Source organism: Brasilonema sennae CENA114, from assembly GCF_006968745.1.
GTDB classification, from domain to species: Bacteria; Cyanobacteriota; Cyanobacteriia; order Cyanobacteriales; family Nostocaceae; genus Brasilonema; species Brasilonema sennae.
On the sequence record NZ_CP030118.1, the window covers coordinates 5,921,383 to 5,942,880 of the forward strand.

The 21,498-nt window shown below is 41.5% G+C and carries 15 protein-coding genes; 8 read left to right on the plus strand and 7 right to left on the minus strand.

Annotated elements, in window-relative coordinates:
• Positions 1 to 52: 52 nt before the first annotated feature.
• Together DP114_RS24790 and DP114_RS24795 are read left to right on the plus strand one after the other, a co-directional pair.
• On the plus strand, positions 53 to 763 hold the full coding sequence (locus DP114_RS24790) for a DUF928 domain-containing protein (protein WP_169264635.1): 711 nt from the start codon (positions 53 to 55) through the stop codon (positions 761 to 763).
• Positions 764 to 895: 132 nt separating this feature from the next.
• Positions 896 to 1,531 (plus strand): hypothetical protein, encoded by a 636-nt coding sequence (locus DP114_RS24795; protein ID WP_169264634.1) that lies wholly within the window; start codon positions 896 to 898, stop codon positions 1,529 to 1,531.
• A gap of 84 nt (positions 1,532 to 1,615) precedes the next feature.
• Here DP114_RS24795 and DP114_RS24800 read toward each other — a convergent pair whose 3' ends face one another.
• From DP114_RS24800 to DP114_RS24820, 5 genes are all read right to left on the minus strand, one after another.
• A complete protein-coding gene (locus DP114_RS24800; RefSeq protein WP_169264642.1) occupies positions 1,616 to 2,341 on the minus strand; it encodes a Uma2 family endonuclease in 726 nt (241 codons plus the stop codon).
• 59 nt (positions 2,342 to 2,400) lie between these two features.
• Positions 2,401 to 5,340, minus strand: coding sequence for a CHAT domain-containing protein (locus tag DP114_RS24805; protein WP_246162739.1), 2,940 nt, complete (start codon positions 5,338 to 5,340; stop codon positions 2,401 to 2,403).
• Positions 5,285 to 8,056 carry a beta strand repeat-containing protein gene (locus tag DP114_RS24810; RefSeq protein ID WP_169264633.1) on the minus strand — a complete coding sequence of 924 codons (2,772 nt, stop codon included), beginning with the start codon at positions 8,054 to 8,056 and terminating at the stop codon, positions 5,285 to 5,287. Before DP114_RS24810 ends, DP114_RS24805 begins: the two co-directional genes overlap by 56 nt.
• Complete coding sequence (locus DP114_RS24815) at positions 8,053 to 8,838, minus strand: hypothetical protein (RefSeq protein ID WP_169264632.1); 786 nt, start codon at positions 8,836 to 8,838, stop codon at positions 8,053 to 8,055. Before DP114_RS24815 ends, DP114_RS24810 begins: the two co-directional genes overlap by 4 nt.
• Before the next feature lie 547 nt (positions 8,839 to 9,385).
• A complete protein-coding gene (locus DP114_RS24820) occupies positions 9,386 to 10,360 on the minus strand; it encodes a hypothetical protein (protein ID WP_246162741.1) in 975 nt (324 codons plus the stop codon).
• A gap of 285 nt (positions 10,361 to 10,645) precedes the next feature.
• On the opposite strand from DP114_RS24820, the gene DP114_RS24825 reads away from it, so the two are divergent.
• The 6 genes from DP114_RS24825 (at position 10,646) to DP114_RS24850 (ending at position 16,228) form a co-directional block, all read left to right on the plus strand.
• Positions 10,646 to 11,086, plus strand: coding sequence for a hypothetical protein (locus tag DP114_RS24825; protein ID WP_169264631.1), 441 nt, complete (start codon positions 10,646 to 10,648; stop codon positions 11,084 to 11,086).
• A gap of 513 nt (positions 11,087 to 11,599) precedes the next feature.
• Positions 11,600 to 12,373: a pre-peptidase C-terminal domain-containing protein gene (locus tag DP114_RS24830; RefSeq protein ID WP_169264630.1), complete on the plus strand. Its 774-nt coding sequence runs from the start codon at positions 11,600 to 11,602 to the stop codon at positions 12,371 to 12,373.
• Positions 12,374 to 12,580: 207 nt separating this feature from the next.
• Positions 12,581 to 13,288: a peptidylprolyl isomerase gene (locus tag DP114_RS24835; RefSeq protein ID WP_169264629.1), complete on the plus strand. Its 708-nt coding sequence runs from the start codon at positions 12,581 to 12,583 to the stop codon at positions 13,286 to 13,288.
• 210 nt (positions 13,289 to 13,498) lie between these two features.
• On the plus strand, positions 13,499 to 14,185 hold the full coding sequence (locus DP114_RS24840) for a calcium-binding protein (RefSeq protein ID WP_169264628.1): 687 nt from the start codon (positions 13,499 to 13,501) through the stop codon (positions 14,183 to 14,185).
• A gap of 312 nt (positions 14,186 to 14,497) precedes the next feature.
• On the plus strand, positions 14,498 to 15,202 hold the full coding sequence (locus tag DP114_RS24845; protein ID WP_171977388.1) for a peptidylprolyl isomerase: 705 nt from the start codon (positions 14,498 to 14,500) through the stop codon (positions 15,200 to 15,202).
• Between the two features lie 276 nt (positions 15,203 to 15,478).
• Positions 15,479 to 16,228: a calcium-binding protein gene (locus DP114_RS24850; protein ID WP_169264626.1), complete on the plus strand. Its 750-nt coding sequence runs from the start codon at positions 15,479 to 15,481 to the stop codon at positions 16,226 to 16,228.
• 445 nt (positions 16,229 to 16,673) lie between these two features.
• Here DP114_RS24850 and DP114_RS24855 read toward each other — a convergent pair whose 3' ends face one another.
• Positions 16,674 to 18,224, minus strand: a complete 1,551-nt coding sequence (locus tag DP114_RS24855; RefSeq protein ID WP_169264625.1) for a biotin/lipoyl-containing protein — start codon at positions 18,222 to 18,224, stop codon at positions 16,674 to 16,676.
• 135 nt (positions 18,225 to 18,359) lie between these two features.
• Positions 18,360 to 21,398 carry a peptidase domain-containing ABC transporter gene (locus DP114_RS24860; RefSeq protein ID WP_169264624.1) on the minus strand — a complete coding sequence of 1,013 codons (3,039 nt, stop codon included), beginning with the start codon at positions 21,396 to 21,398 and terminating at the stop codon, positions 18,360 to 18,362.
• Positions 21,399 to 21,498 lie beyond the last annotated feature (100 nt).

Consider the following 21,498-nt stretch of genomic DNA (forward strand, 5'->3'; position numbering starts at 1 on the left):
CCTAATTGTGTCAAAAAATCAGAAAAACTATTAAAATTTGCGACTTTATACTATGTTTCAACGCACATTTATTTGTTTAACTTGGATACTGATAACTTTTGCAACTGGCTTTTTACCAATCCAAGCTCAAACTCAAAGAAACTCCGATCCGCCCAGAAGCGGCAGACCACCAAATCGTATAGATGGAGGCGATCGCGGTAGGTGTTCAGCAACAAAAACATCTGCAAACAAAAATTTAATCGCTTTAGTACCTGCTACTGGCGAAGCCTTGAGTACTGCTGAATCTCCGACAATCTTGTTTTATGTACCCTATGCATCTAATTCATCCCTCGCTGCGAGATTGTCGTTACAGGACGAAAACGGCTATGGCGTCATTAAGCCAGTTCAGATAACACTGTCAGAAATTCCGGGGATTGTCAGCTTGCGCTTGCCAAAACAATTGGAGAAAAACAAGTTGTATCACTGGTTTTTTACAATTATTTGTGACACAAAAAACGGAACTAATAATGCTGGTGTTGACGGATGGATACGACGAATAGAACCAAGTCCTACTCTTGTACGTCAATTAGAGAAAAAATCACAACAGGAACGTGCAGAGTTATATATCAAAGAAGGGTTTTGGGTTGATGCTTTGGCGCTGCAGTTGGAGATGCGCCATACCAATTTGCAAGCTGATACTGGCTGGACTAATTTGTTACAAAATCTTGACTTGAGAGCGATCGCTCCTGAGAAAATTGTTCCATGCTGCACTCTCAAACAATAAACTTGATGTTTTAGTTGGCAATTGGCTGTGAAGTTTTGTTACTCAATGCATAAAAGTGTAGAACCTGCGATGAGTGATTGATGCAAGTTGCTAAATAGACCAAAACTAAAACTCTTGTTGAGGCGAAAAGTAGTGAAAATAACACATCCAAAGTATCAAAAAAATCAGTTTCAAAAATATCTTGTAACTACAGCATCCTGTTTATTAATAGTTCTTAGTACTTCTGTCAATTTAGTTAAAGCTCAATCGACAGATCGAGATAAGCCAACGCCACTAACCTCAAATGAAGTCACAGGTCCTATAAATAAGGATAGTTTAAACGAACACTTCTACACTTTCATGGCAGGAGCGGGAGAAGTTGTAGTTACTGTAGATGCTTTTTGCCAAGAAGGAGGAGTGGTAGAAGCCTATGTTGACTTATTTGACACTAATGCTCAAGAAATTGCAAGCCTAAGCCCTAGTGGTAGTTGTGTTATTGGTTCGCCACAGAGTGAGCGAAAAGTTAAACGTCTGCAATTCAGACGCCAAATACCTGTAATAATGCGAATCAAACCGCAAATAGTTAGTGTTAGTAGACAGGAAATAGGTTCTTACAAAGTACAAGTTCGTGGTGCTGTTAATTTATCAGGCGCTCAATCATCTCCTGCTGGAAGCAGTGCTTCTGTGCTGACAGTACCAAAGAAAGGAACACTTCGCATAGAAATGAATGATGGCACTGTCCAACAAGTTGACTTAGGACGGGTAAGAAGAGTACAAGTGCAAGAATGATAGAGGTATTTGGCGTTGGGCAATGTCTACTAAATCTAAGTTAGATCTGGGTTTTGGTGAGCATTACCCACCCTACAGATACTTTCATTCACTTGGTAGATTATCAGGGTCAATACCAAGCGATCGCAAATACTGCGCCAATTGTTCTGCTCGTTGTTGTTCCTGTTCTGCCCGTTGACGTTCTGTCTGTGCGATTTCTTCTGCTGTTAAGTAGCGGTTTCCTTGTTCGTCATACCAAGACAGTAGCTCCTGTTGAATCCCTCCAACTACAGCTTGGTATCTTCCAATACCTAAGCCGACTTCTGCCATCCAATAGGGTTCGCGGATTTGCAATTGATAGTTTTGATCTACCAACTTATAAACTTCAAATGGTTGATGTTGGTCGCGTCGCCAATACTCAGGATTGTAAATGACATAGTACAGCACACCGAGTTTGGCGTAAATATCTAGTTTCTCGTCGTATTCTCCTCCTGGGCTATGGGAAACCATTTCTAATGTCATGATGGGAACGACTTCGTTTTCTTCCCAAACAGCATAGCTCTTACGAGATTTTCCACCTTTTTTCCGTTCTACTCCCAAACTTAAAAAGCCATCCGGTACTATGGGTACTCTCGGATTCACTCCTGTGGTGTGATACACTGCCATATCTACCCCAAAGAACCAATCCATCCGCGCAGCCCAAATTGTGTTCAACAAGAATAGTAAAAAGTTGGGCACAAAGTTCTGGTCTTCGTTATCCACAGGTATATCGTCTGAACAAGGTAGTTCGTCGGTAGTTGGTAACGCGATTTTGAGATGGTCTGTTGGCATAGCCGTTATCTCGGTGGCGTTTGGTTTTTCAATTATAGGTGGGAAATTGCGTTTAAACATCAAAGCCAATCACCCACCAGCACAAAAGGTGACCAATAAAATGGATGTCTATACTCACCTTGTCTATTCTGCAATAAGTCAAGTTGAGTGTGCCTGAGTGCTGCGGCTTTTGTCATCTGTTGTTTTACAAGATGCTGGTAGAATTGACCCATAAACAAAGCAGTGGACTTATCGTTAACTGACCACAGTGATGCGAGTGTACTGAGTGCGCCTGCTTTTACTGCTACACCAGCCAGCCCCAAAGCAGCGCGTTTATCTCCTGTGGCTGTCTGACAAGCACTCAGGACAAGTAATTGAATCGCGTCAGGTCTACTTTGTTTCCTAGTTTGAAGTAATTCTTGTAACTTATTTAAATTGATAGGAACATTTGGCGCACTTAGAATAAATGTCTCTTGTGGATTAGAACTGAAATGACCATGAGTTGCAAAGTGAACTATGGGGTAAGAAGATGAATAAAGCTTACTTTGTAAATTCTTGGTTTGAAACTGCTCGTCGAGCATTTCTTCAGAGGTAGGCAAAATTTGTTTTATTGTCTCTACTTCATTTTTGACATTTGATAGTGGCTGAAAATTAAAGATGCTTCCCTCAATAGAAAATGTGCTACCTTTGGTCAAACCTGCAATGAGAGCTTTGAACTGTTTTTTTTCTGAAGGCTTGGGACTTAACAGTTGCAGTGCTGGAGCGATCGCGACAGCGTACTTCTGCACAAGATACTGTTTACCATCCCACAAAGCAACCATCGGAATATCTCGTAAGGAACCATCCAATATAAACACTAAGGTTTTAATTTGGTTTGAGTTCAAGTATTTCTCAGCTGGTCGAATCAGCCAATCATAGAGTTGACGAGATAAAGGCTCATATTCATCGCGACCAGAATCATTTCGTGTCAGATATCCCCGCAATTCATTGAGCTTAGATTCTAACGTATTCCTGCTTATAGAAGTTGTGTATTTAATCCACTTTTGCTTGGGTAACGAGAGTATGATTTCTAATCTATCTTCTAGAATGATTGGATAAATAAATGCTGTATTCGGATCTAACTTGTCCAATTTTGCTTTCAAATCTAACTTGTCATCATCCAGGTTCAGCCGCACTATTTGGCTCAGGTTACAATTGAGGAAATTTTCCAGTTCAGCTAATTGGAGAGAGTCGATCGCATAAATGGCATCTTTGAAAATTTCTTGGTTTAGTTTTGGGTTTAGTTGAGAGTTATCCTCAGTCTGTAATAGCAAATCAACTAGCTGGCGGTGAATAGGTTCGACATTTTCCCGAAAAGAGAACTGTACATCAGTATCGATGGTGAGTAAATCATTGCGAACGAACTTGAGGGAGTTAAACGCATTTTTATAAAAAGCGATCGCTCTTTGTCTATTCCCTTGTTTTTCCCATAAACGTCCCAACTGCCATTCCCAACGGTAGCGAACATCAGGTGCTTGAATCTCCTCCGCTAACAAAAGAGCTTGCTGAGTCAAATCTTGAGCTTTTGAAAACTTTCCAGTTAACTCGTAAAGTTCACCCAATTGTCCTAAAGCATAGGATTCAGCTTTGCGATCTTTCAAACTACGACTCACATGAATCCCAGTGGTTATCATCTGTTCGATTTCCTGCGATGAGGGAGGAGATGTGATTTCTTCGCTTGGCTTTGAGGGCTGTTCTCTGAGCTGCTTTAAGCTAGTGCAGCTTAACCATAAAACTGATTTTTTGTCAATACTTGGTAGAAAACAAGTCAGATTCCGGGCAAAGTTGAGTCTGGCGTAGACATTTGTTGTACTGGCAGGTAAGCTAGCTAACGACTGCTGAATTTGAGGTTGCAGTTTGGCAGCTTCCAACCATTCCCCAGTTTCCACCCAGAGGCTAAATAGATTTAGTTGAGCCTGGAGTCGGAAACTAGGAGATGCAGCAGCCTGTTGATAATTATTGATAGCATCACGAATATTATTTTTAGCGTTTTCTTGGTTATTAATGACTATAGCTCTGTTAGCTAAAGCGCGTTTGGTATTACCCAACTCCAACCGTGCAGAGTTAGCAGCTTTATTCAGTTGAAATTCTTGAGCCACTTGCAAACTCTTCTGTAAGGACTTCTCAGACATTGAAAGATTGCCAATACGTCTGAGAACTTCACCAAGACTCTGCCATTGGGAGGCTTTGAGGTTGGGATCTGATTCCTGTTGTATAATTTGCTCTATCCGCTTTATCACTTGCTCAACGTCTGGAAAGTCCACTAATGGCTGATGGCTCAATCCTGCAAGTGCTTGACGGCTTAAACCTAACCATTGTAATGCTGTTATTTCGTTAATTAAGCTACCAACGACACCCGCACGATTACCAGCTTGTTGGTAGCTAGCTTCTGCTTGCTTCCAGCTTTCTAGAGCAACAGACCAATGTCCCCTTGCCCATTGCAGACGACCTTGAGTGTTCCAAATTTTCGCCAGAACGTCTAAGTAAGCCTGGGTGTTAGTTGTGTTTTTCTGATTTTCCAGCAACTGACGACTTTGCAAGATTGCCTTTTCTGCTTCCTCCCACAGCCCCAAGTGTTGATAAGCTAAGGAAAGATAACGCAGTACCAGCGCTTGATTGAGGTTATCTTTTTGGCTGTTGGCAAATGCCTGCTGAAAGACTCCTATTGCTTCGGAAAATCGTTCTGTATTGTAAAGTTCTATACCTTGTTGTAGTAATGTTTGGGTGTTGGAAGTTGGGGCGATCGCTTGCATATGAGCGATAAGCCGGGGGCTTGACGCTACGCGTATCGCATAATTATTTCCTGCAACCCCTTGAGCTAGCAGAAGTGGGACAGATAAAGTTGTAATTAATCCCAAAATTGTTAAAAAGATGAATCTCAGTATTCGGCGGTACACCTCAAGTAGATGATGCTGTGGGAGCATGTCACCGCAGACTACAGCGACTATCTTCAGCCACGAGAAAAACTTCCCCTTTTTCATTTATCACCCACCCTTGCGCCTCTACAATTTTGTCCGGCACAGTTGCTACGCTTTCCCTTTGTCTACTTGTCCCCGTCTGTGTTGACACTGGTACATCTTCCCAAATATTACTGCTACTCAGCGGTTCGTAAGGGTTAATAGCTAATCCCCCTTTGCCAGTGGAAGCCAACGATGATTGTTTTCCAGCCGTTTGTGTTCCAGTTGTTTGGCAACCCTGTGCCACTTGCACGTTGACTGGTTCTACGGGCAACTGGACTAACCCCCGAGTGGGGTCAATATCTGGTGTGTTTATGAAAACACTACCATCTAAGCCAAATTCTGAACTAGCATCGATGTCATTGGTGCTATTCTGTGGGTTTGAGTTTCTTTCCTCTAGTCCAAAGATTGCCTGAGTAGTGATTTTAATATTGCCGCCGTCTCCTCTTTCTGCCTTGGCAATAATATCGTTATTTTGATTGGGAAATGCAATAACAAACCCAGCATCAATGTTGATATTGCCACCATTGGCATTATTACTAGCTTGAGCAGATATTAAACTATTGTCCTGCATGAGTAGTATATTTTTGACTTGCAGGTTGATATTGCCGCCTTCACCATTGGCAGTGGCTGCATTGATAGTTCCGTGATTGAGGCGAACAGAATTTGCCTCTACTTGCAAATTACCTGCTTCTCCTAAACCTGTAGCACTGAGGTTAATTTCAGCACCATCTTTCACTGTGAAATTAGGAGTGAAAATATTTAAGTCGCCAGCATTTCCCGTTCCTTCAGCTTGAGTCAACAAGCTACTGGGAACCTGTTGTGAGCTAGAACCAATTGTGCCAGTACCAACAACCTTTACAGATTCGGAAGCATTTACAGTTAAAGTTCCTCCTGATCCTCTTTGATTATTAACAGCATCTTTTTCTAAAAGAGAACCTGCTCCTATCTGTCCCCCAGCCTGAATAATTAACCGATTAACATTCAAAGTAACATTAGCCCCTTTACCTATGCCAAAATTATCAGCAGAGATAATGGCTCCCTTCTCGACAGTCAATTCTCCTGTAGTAATCTTCAAATCTCCTGCATTAGCAGTAGTAATGATCGAGTTTCCTAATTCATCTTTCAATGCTGGTTCAGCTGAAACAAAAATGCCACTTCTACCCTTACCTCTGAATTCTGCTAATGGTGAATTTCCACTTAAGAGAATAAAGTCTGAGGCTTTGATAGTCAAAATTCCTCCTTGACCTTGATTCTGAGCAGTAGTTGCTATCTGTGCCCCATCCTTGATAATTAGCTGTCCAGTGTTAATAGTTAAATTTCCGCCATTGCCTGTAGCTGTCGCTTTATCCTTAACACCAGCAAACAAAGCACTAGGATCATTAATTCCTGGTATTGTCCCTATCAGTTCTATTGACTCGGAGGCATTAACTTCTAAATTTCCACTATGACCCGATCCAAGAGTTTCAGTTGATACCTGCGCCCCATTTTTTACTGTTAGCTTTTTAGTTTCAATTGTTAGTGTTCCACCATTGCCTGTAGCATTCTCTTGAACTCTAGCAAACAGACCACTAGGAATCTTCTTATCTGCATCAATGAACGCACCCTCTAGTTGTACTTCCGAAGCACTTATCTTCAAATTCACTCCTCTACCTGCGCCATAATTGCCAGCTGATATTTGTGCCCCATTCTTGACAATTAATCGTTCAGTTTCAAGTGTTAGTTTGCTTTGTTCCCCTGTAGCTTTCCCATAAACGTCATTGAACAGAAGAGTCGGAACGCTAAAGTCAAATCCCGCATCTACTGAGTTACCTTCCAGTTTTAATAATTCAGAACCTTTTACTGTCAAATTTCCTGCTTGACCTTCAGTTCGAGCAATAACAGCAACCTGACTACCTTCCGTAAGTGTGACACGCCTTCCCTGAATCTGGATATCACCACTACTATCACCGTCACTAACGACAAAAGCTGCCTGAGATAAGTTAATGTCTTGGAAGTTTTGGATTCCTTCATAGCCTAATACCCAGCCTTGGTCTATGGGAGTCAGGCTGACTACATTATTACCTGCAACACTTCCTAACTCAATTCGTCCTCCTTTTGTGGACAGATACCCCCCTTCTATTAGTACATCACCACCGACAAGCGCTAGGGTTTGATTGGGTGCCACTCTGAGTCCGATTAAATCGTCATCACTGTTGACAATTGAACGATTAACAATGCTTTTTGGCATTTCTCCAAAACCCAGACCTATAGGAGCACTGATAGTTAATAAAGGCTTAGTCTGAGTAGCTGAGGTGTTGAACTTAAAGCCATCAGCGAAGATAATGCTACTTGCTGTACTGGCTAGAAAAGAGCCACCAATATCTAATTGGGCATTAGAACCAAAGATAATGCCATTGGGGTTGATTAGAAATAGATTAGCAGCGTTATTCGCTTTAATAATGCCATTTATCTCAGAAATGGAGTTACCGGTGATACGGGAGAGGATGTTACGGATTTCTTTGATATTGTTAAAAAAAGCGGTATCTCCAGTAGGGACAGAAAACTTTTCAAAGCTATGGAAGAGATTATTTCCTACCCTGGTTCCTCCATCAATCTGAATGGTCTTGTCCTGAATTGTGACAACAGAATTTTCAGGCAGAGTTGTATCTGGAACAATTTGTGCTTGAGTGGAATGGGAAGCTAACAAATTGATAAAGATACTTCCATTGATTAACAAAATAATAGGAAATAGTTTCATGGGTGACTCCTGTTGAGTTTATTTCGTTTTGTACTTAGGAAAAAGCCCATACCTAAAGCGCCTAAAGCTAATAAACTATTGGTAGCACTAGATTCAGGGACTTGAACTATTCTGTCATTTGTTTTTTCAACTTTTATTACACCAGATCTTAAAATATTTTGATTTATAAGCTCTGTAGATGAAACTGTTTTAGAACTAACACGAATTTCATTGATTTTACCTAATAATTGGTTATTGATTATATACTCTAGAGAATTAACAGCCTGTATAGGATCATCTATGTCTTCAAAGTCGTATATTCCACTATAATTGTCAATGTCATTTAAACTACGTATTATTAAAGCTAATTCTGTTATTCCTCTGCTATCTAGAGCTTCACCGCTCAAAATATATTCAATTCTCCTATCATCAGGAATTAAAATCGCCTTCAAATTTAATGTGGAAGGTTCTGTTATCTTCTCTTCTACAAATTCTGGAAAGTATCCTCCCGGCTTCACATCTTCATTTGCATCAGCTATTCTACCTGTGAAATTCTCAATAGCACCAGGAAAGAGACCTAGGTTGTTAGTTAAATTATCATCTTGATCTCTTCTAGGATTACCTGCTAAATCTATTGTATAAATTTGAAATTTATACCTTACCTCTGCAATGTTTATCTTACTCCCTGAAGGTTCATTTCCAGTACCTCTAGAACTTGCTGCTTCCACTGATTCTATACAAGTTCCAACAATGGTAGTTGTAGCAAAGGCTGTAGCCATCAATAATTTCATTGTCTTCATCATTTCAAAACCTCTCGTCATAAAAGTTATTCAAATATCTTGAAAATTTGGTTAACCAAAAGATGCTTCGCTCAACTTCGTTACGCGCTTTGCAGAGCGAGGAGCTGCGCTAACATAATGACAGGGGTATTTTGGCAAAGTTGGGATGCTTCCCATAATGCTGTACCTTCAATCTCCCTCAACACACTGTTTAGGAGAAAATATTTCTTAACATATCCCTGCTTGTCCAGTAGGTAGAGGAGTTATTGCCAACGGAAGCACTCATAGCCAAACCGGATTGTCGGCGTAACTTATTCCCGACCTTAATTTTCTGGTGTATTTGGGAATAATACATATCATCCAAACACGAATAGCTGTAATTTCACTGTTGTCTGGATTGTTTTCATGAAAACAATAATATTTTCTCACAAAAGCTTTACATATTTTCCGTACTCCTGGTGTAAAAACGCAGAGCAACTTAACCAAAGGCTATGTTGAATGCTAAGAAGGTGCCAAGCCATAATACTCGCTCTTGAAGTCTCAGTTTTATTAAACAGATAGTTCATTTGCACTATTCTCGAAACTGAGAGCGAAATTTATTACAACAACGCTGATAAAAAACACTTAGAGTTGATATTGAAATTTGAAATTCTGCTGAAATCTCGTCCCAGCTTTTTCCAGAAAATCTCGCCAAAGCTATAGCTTTAAAATTAGCATCTGGTCGATTTTTGATATGAGCTTGCTTAAAAAGATTTTCACTATCTTCTTCTATTTTTTCACGAATTATCTCAAATAATGAAGGTGGTTCTTCTTGCTGTGGTATCATCTCTAAATCAGAGAGTGAAGGTAATTCTCGGAGCCTGGGATCTCTGAGTTCATGATAGGACTCTATAATAGAGCGATCCAATCGAAAATTTACCCAGTTCATGAACTTTCTGTTACCTCTATCAGGGTCATAAGTATTAATTTTTCGGCAAATATAAGCTAGTGTTTTGTTAACAGCTTCTTCGTAAATTAGGTCATAAAACTGAGGCGAGAATCTTTGTCGATGCGGGTGAGCAAGCTTGCCCGATAGACGAATTGCCTCAACCAGTTCCCCTAAAGCATACTGCCGTAACTCAGTTAGTGGTGGGTGTTGTTGGGCTTCTAGTGCCAGTTTTTTGAGTTGTTCATCGTTCAGGACTTCTTGATAAGTCCGATTCCGCAAATCGTTTATCCATGCCCTCACAGGAAGAAATCTTGGGTTGTAATTATTAAGTTTCTCATCAATGTTATGAAAAAGTTTTTTTCGTAATTGTTCGTAAATTTCCTTAGAAATACTAAATAGAGGTTGAGCGATAGGTGGACGATCAACTTTGCGCGATGCTCCCTCTGGGAGCCGCCCCTTAGGCGATCGCAATATTTCATCAACGAGCCGAGTTAACGCCAACTCTCGTTCTTCAGACTCAGGAGCATATCGTTGCGCCTGTTGGACAAGTTGTTTGAGTCGCTCATCCATAGTCATGAAAGTGCTACTGGGAGTGCAACTCTTTACTAAAGTGTTCATGATTGTTTTTCATTCTCTAAACAACCAGGTGGAGCATCAGATTAGGTGCTCCAATATGATGAACCGATGGTGTTGCGCTGAGTGAGTGTTCACTGCGCTTTGCATTAGTCATATCTCAATTGTTACTTTGGCTAAACAGCCAGAAATTATTGCTTTTGTTACAGAAATTAATATTTGAGATTTTGCAGAAAATGATCGCTTTTTCGTTGAGTTATAGACAGAAGGAGGGAAAGGAAACTTAACTGTAGCGACCAAAATAAGTACACTAAGTAAGGAAAGACGATAATGAGTAGTATCTACGCCACCAGAAAAGCTTGGATGAAAAAAATCACCCGTCTAGTACCACTTTTCTTAGGGCTGAGTGTAATAAATGTAGCAAGTCTTTGTTTATCAACCACTCAAAAAGCGGAAGCACTAACAGCCTCAGATTGGGTAGGAACATGGATCTGTAATAACGACGGTCAACCTCCAGTACAGGTAAGGTTCTGGCTGCATTATGATTCGGTCATAGGGCAAATAGGTGATAATTCTTGGGCTGTTATACAAAGACCTTACGATCCTTCAATCGATCCTCCTACTGATCGCAAAGATCATGTACTGCCTCTATCTGTTCAGAGCAATCAAACGCAGTGGTTTTTAGCAATACATACATGGGATCAGCGCTATGCTAGTGGCTTTTCAAAATGGAATGGTAGTGTTTATGGGATGTCCTGCACTCGTCAATAGAAATTAGTCAACCTGGTCAACTTTTGCCTCCCACCCGGTTAGGGGAATGGGTAGTTATTGTGCGACTAGAAAAACTGATCCCAGTTCAACTCAACCAAGCCATGCGCCAGCAACTGCTCAATGAACTTTTTAAAAGCTGGCTGCTCTCGCAGCTCGCTAAATTGGTTAGTGATGGGTTGATCTCGTTGAATTGAGCAATAAGGAGCAAGAACTATCTGTACCAGAATTTACTACTTTTCTACATAAATTAATATTTGGAATTTTGCAGAAAACTATCGCTTTTTCAGTTGAGTTATAGACAGAAGGGAGGAAAAGGTTTAACCCTCTGTTCAAATACTAACCTACAACAGCTGTTTTGAAATTACGCAATCGAGGCACGTCACAACTACAGATGAATAGGGTTTTGACTGAACTGCTCATTCACTACTAGCTGTGATGTATCAGTAATTGAGTTGCGTCAGTGCTGAATTAAACCAGTTAATTGATACCTAAACATTTTCAGGAAGGAATGAAATGGCAATCCAAAATATTAACCTTGGTACACTTAGTGAAACACCAACACCTGTCGAGCATCACTCCGTCAACAGCAGTGAACCCTACGACACCTACCGTTTTAGGCTGGATAGTCCCGGTAACATCAACCTGTCTCTTACTGGGACGAGCGCTGATGCTGATGTTGTACTATATCGGGACGTTAACAACAATGGTGTGATTGATGACGGGGTAGACACGTGGATTCAAAATTCAACTTTTGGGTATAATGAGGCTCATGATGAAGCGATTAATGTCGTAGCGGAAGCAGGTAACTACATTGCTAAAGTCTATTCATTTAATGACAATAGTACCGATTACGATCTGAGACTATCGACCACTCGCTCTTACTCAACTACACCTAGTAACCTTCTCTCTAAGGAATTTACAGCAGGTGACTGGACTGGAATATTTCAGGATCAGACCTTTAATGGATCTTTAGGTGATAGCAACACTAGTGATCTTTATTACTTCCATCTCCTTCGCATTGGTGGTTCTGTTGGTTCTGATACAATTAGTAGTATTACTCTCTCTGGATTAAGCAACGATGCTGACATCCGACTCATTAGAGACTCCAATAACAATCGCATCGTTGACGCAGGTGAGGAAATTGATAAGTCGCAGAATCTTGGTACTGCAAATGACACTATTTTCAACATCAATCAAGGAGGTTCTTACTACCTGCAGGTCTATCAATACAGTGGCAGTACCGACTATACGCTTAACTTTGACTACACCTATGTTCCTCCAGCTTGAACATTGGTTGAGACCTTCAGGGGTAAGAAGGCTAACAAATAACTAAGGCATCTGGTAGCATTGTCAGACAATACTGTCAAACCAGATCGACAGGGTAATTGATGCTAAACGGTGCTGGCGCATGATGTATCGCCAGCACAGCACATATCTATCTGTCTTCCCCTTGCTTACAGAATCTTGCTTACGAAATTGAGAAGCTAAGCAGATATGACAACAGTTTTACAACTTGGAAAACGAACAATTACGGCTGAGGAAGTCATTCCACTACTGAGTAGTTACCAAATGCTGCCCCAATTGTTGCGTGAGAGTATTATTGACCAAGCGATCGCATCTATCGAATGCACCTCTGAGGAAACTGCTTTTGCTTACCAGCAGTTTTATCAACAAAACCAGCTAACCTCAGACATTCAACAACAAGCTTGGTTAGAGCGTTATTGCAACAGCCAAAATGACTTAGGAGAAGCCTTGATTGTGCGGATGCTGAAAATTGAAAAATTTAAGCGTGCAACTTGGGGTAACAAACTAGAGTCTTACTTTTTAAAACGCAAAAGCCAGCTCGATCAAGTCATCTATTCTTTGATTCGGACTAAAGATAAAGGTATTGCTGAAGAACTTTACTTTCGCCTTCAAGAACGAGAGCAGACGTTTGCCGAACTGGCTTACGAATACTCACAAGGTTCAGAAGCTCAAACTGGTGGAATTATTGGTCCAGTTGAACTAGGCACTATTCACCCAAAACTGGCTCAATTGCTTTCAATTAGTCAACCTGGTCAACTTTGGTCTCCCATGCCCTTGGAAGAATGGCTGTTGATTGTACGCCTCGAAAAATTGATTCCAGCACAGTTGAATGATTCTATGCGTCGAAGATTACTTCGTGAACTTTTTGAGGGCTGGTTACAACAGCAGTTGAGTTAATGTCGTAAATAAAACAATAGAAATACTCATACTCATGACAGTGCGATCGCTATACGTGCTCACATTTTTTTTACATAAATTAATATTTAGAATTTTGTTTGAAAATTGCAGAAAACTATAGCTTTTTCAGTTGAGTTATAGACAGAAGGAGGGGAAGAAAACTTCACCTTCTGTTCAAATACCAACTTAAAAAAATAAGGAGAAACTAAAATGCCTGCTATTTACGGCACCATCTACAATGACAACGATACCTACGGTCCAGATGGTAACTTCCACTCATCAATAAATGGCACTGACCAAGCCGACATTTCCATCTTTGGCAAAGAAGGCGACGACATAATCTACGGTCGAGGAGGTGGCGACATAATCGATGCCGGATCTGGCAACGACACTGTGTATGGCGGTGACGGTAATGACACGATCTTGGGTCGTACAGGTAATGACGTTCTATACGGTGATAATGGCGACGATGTTCTGTTTGGAGAGGCAGACAACGATAAACTATATGGCGGGGCTGGCAACGACATCCTGTGGGGCGGAGATGGAGATGATCGTCTTGATGGTTATGCAACCACCGGCACGGAATATGACACCTTAAAAGGTGAAGCAGGGTCTGACGTTTTCGTTCTTGGTGGCTGGTGGGGAGTCTCCTACCAAGGATATGGCTACGCTACCATTACGGACTTCAATGGCGCATATGATTGGATAGAAGTCCCTGGCAATGCTAATACACAATCATACAATGGTATCTCCTACTCACTTGGCACGGGCAACTGGGAAGGTAGTTCCGCTACAGATACCCTTATTTACTATGGGGCTCAGACGCCTGAAAATGTGATTGCTGTTGTGCAAGACACGACCGACGTGAACTTTTCACGGGACTTCAGATTCGTCTAGACAGAACTGTTGTGGAGGATTGAATTTGTATGCATCTTACGAGTTCTAGCTGCAACTAAGGATGACTCTGTAGATGTAGATTGGGGCTTCCCAATCTACATCTATGAAATCTACATCTTTGACCCACCATGCAAAATAATTACTGTACAACTGCTCTTAAACTGAGTTGCATAAGTGCTGAATTAAACCAGTCACCTCCTTCGCTTAATTCATAAGGTACGGCATTCGCACAGTGAGAAATTAAGAACCCCACGTATAAATCCGGGGGCTTAAATCCGGATCTTGCTTACAAAATTGAGAAGCTAAGCAGATATGACAACAGTTTTACAACTTGGGAAACGAACAATTACAGCTGAGGAAGTCATTCCACTGCTAACCAGCTACCAAATGCTGCCCCAATTGTTGCGTGAGAGTATTATTGACCAAGCCATTGCTCGTATCGAATGCACTCCTGAAGAAACGGCTGTTGGTTACCACCAATTTTATCAGCAAAATCAACTAACCTCAGACATTCAACAACAAGCTTGGTTAGAGCGTTATTGCAACAGCCAAAATGACTTAGGAGAAGCCTTGATTGTGCGGATGCTGAAAATTGAAAAATTTAAGCGCGCGACTTGGGGTAACAAACTAGAATCTTACTTTTTACAACGCAAAGGGCAATTAGACCAAGTTGTCTATTCTTTGATTCGGATTAAAGATAAAGGTATTGCCGAAGAACTTTACTTTCGCCTTCAAGAACGAGAGCAGACGTTTGCCGAACTGGCTTACGAATACTCACAAGGTTCAGAAGCTCAAACTGGTGGAATTATTGGTCCAGTTGAACTAGGCACTATTCACCCAAAACTGGCTCAATTGCTTTCAATTAGTCAACCTGGTCAACTTTGGTCTCCCATGCCCTTGGAAGAATGGCTGTTGATTGTACGCCTCGAAAAATTGATTCCAGCACAGTTGAATGATTCTATGCGTCGAAGATTACTTCGTGAACTTTTTGAGGGCTGGTTACAACAGCAGTTATGAAGCAGCTATTTGATGTTTGAGTTGAGTGAAATATAAAGTATTGCGCAGCGCGAATATTCACTGCGCTTTGCATTAGTAATCTCTCAATTATTACTTTGAGTAAACAACCAGAATTGACAGCTTTTTTTACAAAAATTTATTCCTGTAATTTGATTGAAATTTTGCAGAAAACCATAGCTTTTTCAGATGAGTTATAGACAGAAGCAGGGAAAAAACTTCACTCTCTGTTCAAATACCAACCAGAATCATCACTTTAATAAATAAGGAGAAACTAAAATGGCAGACATCAATGGCACTAATGGTTCTGAAACTCTATATGGCAGTGGGCATTCTGACCGTATTCTCGCCTACGACGGTAACGATACTGTTTTCGCTGACTGGGGTAACGACTATGTGGATGGCGGCGACGGCAACGACTACTTATACGGAGAGGGCGGTAACGATACCTTGTATGGCGGCTATGGAACTGACACGCTGCGTGGCGGAGATGGTGACGATTATCTTGATGGCGGCACCCCGTCTGCATATGACACCAGTAATGATTACCTCTATGGCGACAAAGGCAATGACTACTTGCTAGGAGGTTACGGTAATGACAGCCTCCACGGTGGAGATGATAACGATACTCTGGTGGGCTACGATGGAAACGATTTTTTGTATGGAGATACAGGTAACGACACCTTATATGGTGGAAATGGAGATGATTATATTAGGGGTACCAGTGGATTTGCAAGTAGTCCTGAATATGACACTTTAACAGGTGGAGCTGGATCTGATACTTTCAGTCTTGCTAATGCATTTCGCGATGTATTGTACCAAGATGATGGCTATGCCACCATTACAGACTGGGAGTCGCAATACGATTACATCGAAGCTGGTGGCACTTCTAGCCAGTACTCACTCCGACAAGAAAACTTAGCTGGCGGTTCCGCCCTAGATACTGGGATTTACTACAACAATAACTTACTTGCTATCGTGCAAGACTCAACCGACGTGTACATTGGAAGGGATTTCAGATTTGTCTAGATGGCGCTGTTTTGCTCGATTGCATTTGCAAATTCGTATGAATCATAGCCGTAACTTAAGATGATTTTATTGATGTAGGTTGGGAGTTCCCAATCTACATCAATAGTTGTGTGGGGAGTTTCAGCAGTGTAATTACTCCCACTCAATGACAAGACAAACACATTTCAAAATATTGAAGAAGAAGTCAGAATTCAGAATCCAGGAGTCAGAATCACCTTCGTTGGGGATTCAAACCCCAACCAACTGCAGACAACGCCAGATAGCTACGGAGGGAAACCCTCCTGCAGTACTGGCTCCCGTGTAGACGGTGGGGATTTAGATCACATCACGAATCCGCCAGTCGTACAGGAGCCATTCTGACTCCTGACTCCTGACTCCTGAGTTCTTTTGTTAAAAATGTGTTTCTCTTGATCAACGCGCTCCCCAGTTGTCAATCCTAGGAAAATCATCTTATAGACTTCATATTATCAACTTCCTTCGCAAACAAATCCGTAAAAATGCTAATAACAGTGCGATTCCTTACTTTAATATTCGCACTAACTGACATTCCTGATTGCAGAGGTAATTCCCGATTCTTCATCATCAAAGATTGACGCTCTAAGCGAATTTTAGCAGGAAAAGTGTAAACTTTACGGATTTCATCTGGTGGTAGTGCATCAGAACCAATCGAAACTAATTCACCTTTGATATCACCAAATTCACTAAAAGGAAAAGAGTCAATTCTCACATCCACTTTCATTCCCTCTTTCACAAAACCGATATCTTTATTAGTAATAAAGACCTTTGCCATCAAACCATCGTTAGGCACAATTTTGAGAACTGGTTGAGTAGAATTAGCTACAAAACCCGGAAAACGAGCTTGTAAATCAAAAACAATTCCATCGGCAGAAGAGCGGATTTCTTGATATTGTAAAGTGACTTGTGATTGACTGATTTGACTGTCGATTTCAGCAATCTTCTTTTCATTTTCGAGAATTGCCTTATTCAACTCGCTATCTATTTGAGCAATTTGTTTTTCATTGTCAGCAATTTTAGTTAACAAATCCTTTTTAGCAGCGACAATTGTATTTTGCAGCTTTTCTTTTGATTGAGCGATCGCAAACCGTAAACGCGCTTGTTCTTCCATCAGCCGTTCCACATCTGCTTGATGTGTACGTACTTCCTGTTGTTGCTTAAGCAGTTGCACACGAGCAATTGCCCCTTCTTTGACAACAGATTCAAGATTATTAAGAATAGTTTGATTCACAGATCGAATATCTTGAGCAGAAGATAGCTGAGCTTGATTTTCGCCGAGTTGTTTTTCTGATTGTTCAATTGCTAACTTGTCAGCTGCAATCCGAGATTTTAGTTCCGCTTGACTAAATTGCAAGCGAGCTTGTTCCTCCGGCGTGAGGTTTATGCTTTGAGATATCCCACTCAGTTGAAGTCGGTAAAGTCGATTTTCTGCACTAAGTGCGGCTCGGCTTTTGGCGAGAGATTCTAATCCTGGAGGTAGTTTGAGTTGAGTGATTGATTGCTCGTTGACAGATGGAGCATTCTGCCCATTGATTTGGGTACGGTAAAATTGATTTTCCTGGATCAATGTAGTCCGAATTTTTTTGAAAGATTTCAGTTGAGCTTGCGCCGCTGTTGAATCTAGCCTCAAAAGCAAATCGCCACGGCTGACTTTTTGCCCATCCTTAACATAGACTGTTTTAACTACCCCATTTACAGGAGCTTGTACTTCCTTAACAGTTTCTTGTGGTTCCAGTTTGCCTTGGGTAGGAATTGCTTCCTCTATTTTCGCGACATTTGCCCAAATGACAGCAGAGGTTGTCACCGCCATCAATCCCCAGACGACAGCTCGTGACCAAAAAGGTGATTGTTGTAAGACAACAGATGGAGTAAACTTGCTACTATCAACAGGGAATTTTATCGGTACTTTCACTTCATTTGGAAGTGCTCTCGGTGTAGAGATAGTTGCTTGTTGAAGATTGCGCCCATTGTATTCACTCATGGCTATCCTCTTGTTTGAATTTTGTTAGTGCAGCGTGCCCGGAGGGCATATTTTGAATTTTGAATTGGGATTTCGTGGGGGACTTAAACCAGTGAACAGTGAACAGTGAACAGTGAAACTGATAACTGATAACTGTTAAAGTTGTGTTTCTTGCTGCTGATAAAGGCAGTAATAACGACCTCTTTGAGCCATCAGTTGTGCGTGAGTTCCTTGTTCCACAGCTGCTCCTTTATCGAGCAGCAAAATGACATCAGCATGTTTGACAGTGCTTAAACGATGGGTAATGAAAAAGACCGTACGCCCCTGGAACGCTTTTGCTAAATTGAGGCATACCTGCCGTTCAGAATGGTAATCTAGGGCACTGGTGGCTTCGTCGAGAACGAGTAAATGGGGGTTTTGTAAAACTGTACGAGCGATCGCAATTCGCTGTCGTTGTCCTCCAGATAAAGCTGAACCTCTCTCCCCGACTCTGGTGTTATAGCCATTCGGCAAAGACATAATAAAATCATGGGCAGCAGCAATTTTAGCAGCCTCAATAATTTCTTCTGTTGTGGCATCTGGATTTGTCAGGGCAATATTTTCCTGTACAGTACCATCAAACAAGAGTGAGTCCTGAAGCACCATCCCTATCTGACGGCGCAGGGAATAAAGTTCTACCTTGGCAATGTCATAGTCATCAATGAGAATTCTGCCGGACTCAATGTCATAAAGTCGAGGTAAAAGCTTCATCAAGGTGCTTTTACCAGAACCACTCTGTCCGACAATGCCAACAAACTGTCCAGGTGTAAAATCGAGGTTAATATTCACAAGCTGAAGGGGACCACTGGGGTTAAAGCGAAACGAGACATTTTCATACGTGACAGCGCCTTTGATGGCAGGCATAGGAATGTTATTGCGATCTGTTTCGTCAGCTTCAATGGGAGTATCCACAATATCGGCGAGGCGTTCTAGAGAGAGAGCCGTTTCTTGGAAGTTTTGCCACAGTTGGGTTAATCGTAGTAAAGGAGCAGTGACATAGCTGGCAATGATGCGGAAGGCGATGAGTTGTCCTAGGCTTAGTTGTCCCTGAAGTACTAAGTAAGATCCCATCCACAGGATTAATAAACCAGAAACTTGGTTGAGAAAATGGCTAGTGGCACTGGCAGTCGTGGAAGTGATCACAGTTTGAAAACCAGCAGTCACATACTGACTGTAGTGTTCTTGCCATTGCCAGCGCGATCGCAACTCAATATTTTGTGCTTTCACGGTTTGGATACCTGACAGCACCTCCACCAAATAGGACTGAGTTTGGGCATTACGCACAGCTTTCTCTCGCAGTTGTCGTCGCACAATCGGGGAAACCAACGCCGTGAGCAGTGCAAACAAGGGAACAGTTGCCAAAGCCACAAGAGTCATCAGCCAACTGTAAACCATCATCACCAAAATGTAGATGAGGGAAAAAACCGCATCTAACACCACAGTTAAAGCAGTTCCTGTTAGGAATGAACGAATATTTTCGAGTTCATTCGCTCTTGTTGCGAGTTCTCCTACAGGTCGTCTTTCAAAATAGCGCAAGGGTAGACGCAACAGATGGTCAATAATTTCTGATCCTAAAGTCAGGTCAATCCGGTTAGTCGTATCGACAAATAAATAAGTACGGAGACTCGTTAAAAGCCCTTCAAAAACAGCTAGAATTAACAGCAAAATTCCCATAACATGCAAAGTATCAAAGCTGTTTTGAATAATGACTTTATCAATAATCACCTGGATAATTAAAGGATTCGCTAAAGTAAAGATTTGGACAAAAAATGAAGCAAGCAGGACTTCAAAAAGAACTTTGCGGTATTTAAAAAGAGAAGGGATAAACCAACGTAAACTAAACCGCTGCTTAGGAGTAGATTTGGTAGGTTTAAGCAGCAATACTTGACCTTCATCACCCCAGTTTTCGATAAACTTGGCTGGCTTTTGCTGCACAATGCCACTTTCCGGTATTGCAAGTATCAGCTTTTGTTCGCTGATTTCGTAAAGGATTGCGAAACTATCCTGCCAGCGAATGATGGCTGGAGCTTGCAATCTTGTCACAGCTGATGCTGGAATATGGATTAATTGAGCATTTAACCCCATTAATTCAGCCACAGCACCGCATAGTTGTAACGAAAGGCTTTGAGTGCGCTGAATCTGATTGTTGACGACTTTGCGAATCACATCTTGGCGAAAGGGAATGTGCCAATATTGACTCAGCATCTGGAAGCAAGCTAAAGTTGCCTCTACTGAACCTCTGCCGTGGATATAAGGATATTTGTGCGATGGCGATCGCCGAAGGCGGCGGCTTCCGCATCGCTCATCATCAGAATCTATTTTTGCTACCAGCTTAGGAGGACGCTTCGGTCCTAATGGTATATCTTCCAGCGATAAATTTTTTTCTAAATTTCTCTGTGTTGATTCTTCTGTGCTTCTAGAAGCTTTTGGAGAAAGAGTTGCTTTTGGGATACCCACCAAGCGAACCGCACTCTTCTTATCAGAGACGTTTAATTGGGTTGGTCCATCCTTTAGTTGTAAGCGACTTCCCACAGGAAGATTCTTCAGCTTTCCACCACTGACAAACCAGACTAGATTGGAGTCTAGTTGTTTTAGAAGAGTTTTGCCCTGTGGAAGGGTGAAAACAACTGCTTCCTTTAAGACTTTGAAAGTCAGTTCTTTAATATCGGATGCACCAGAGGAAAGCAGTATAACTTTGCTATCAGCTTGCTGCGCCAGTTCAGCACCCAATAGCTCAAAAACTTCGCTCACACTACAGCGATTCTCAAAGCCTTTTGCAAAAGTAGGGTTATGTTTTAGCAGGTCTAAAAACTCTGTCGCTTCTAAAGTTAAACAGATTGTTTCAGTAGAGGCAATGACCGTCTCACAAGGAATCCCTCGTAGCAAGCTAGTCCAACCTAGGATGTCTCCTTTTTTAAGTAATTGTAGTGTCACAGGCGTCTGGGTGTGAGGAGCGTAACTTAATAGGCGTGCTTGTCCTTCGTAGAGAATGGATATTTGAGCTGGTATGTGTTCGGGCAGGAGAATTGTCTGACCCATGCTGTAGCGCAAAAGCTGTACTTTTTCGCCTAATTTTGTTAGGGTTGCTGTTGGCAATTGATCGAATGGGAATAATTCAGCCAAAAAATCGTGAATAGTAGTTTTGGTGTAAGTCATAAATGCTGAAGTTAGAGCAAGCTGATAAAAGACGATGCACTTCTGTTACTAACAGATAGCAAATCTTCTATAACTCACTTCTCAGCTACAGATTTTATGC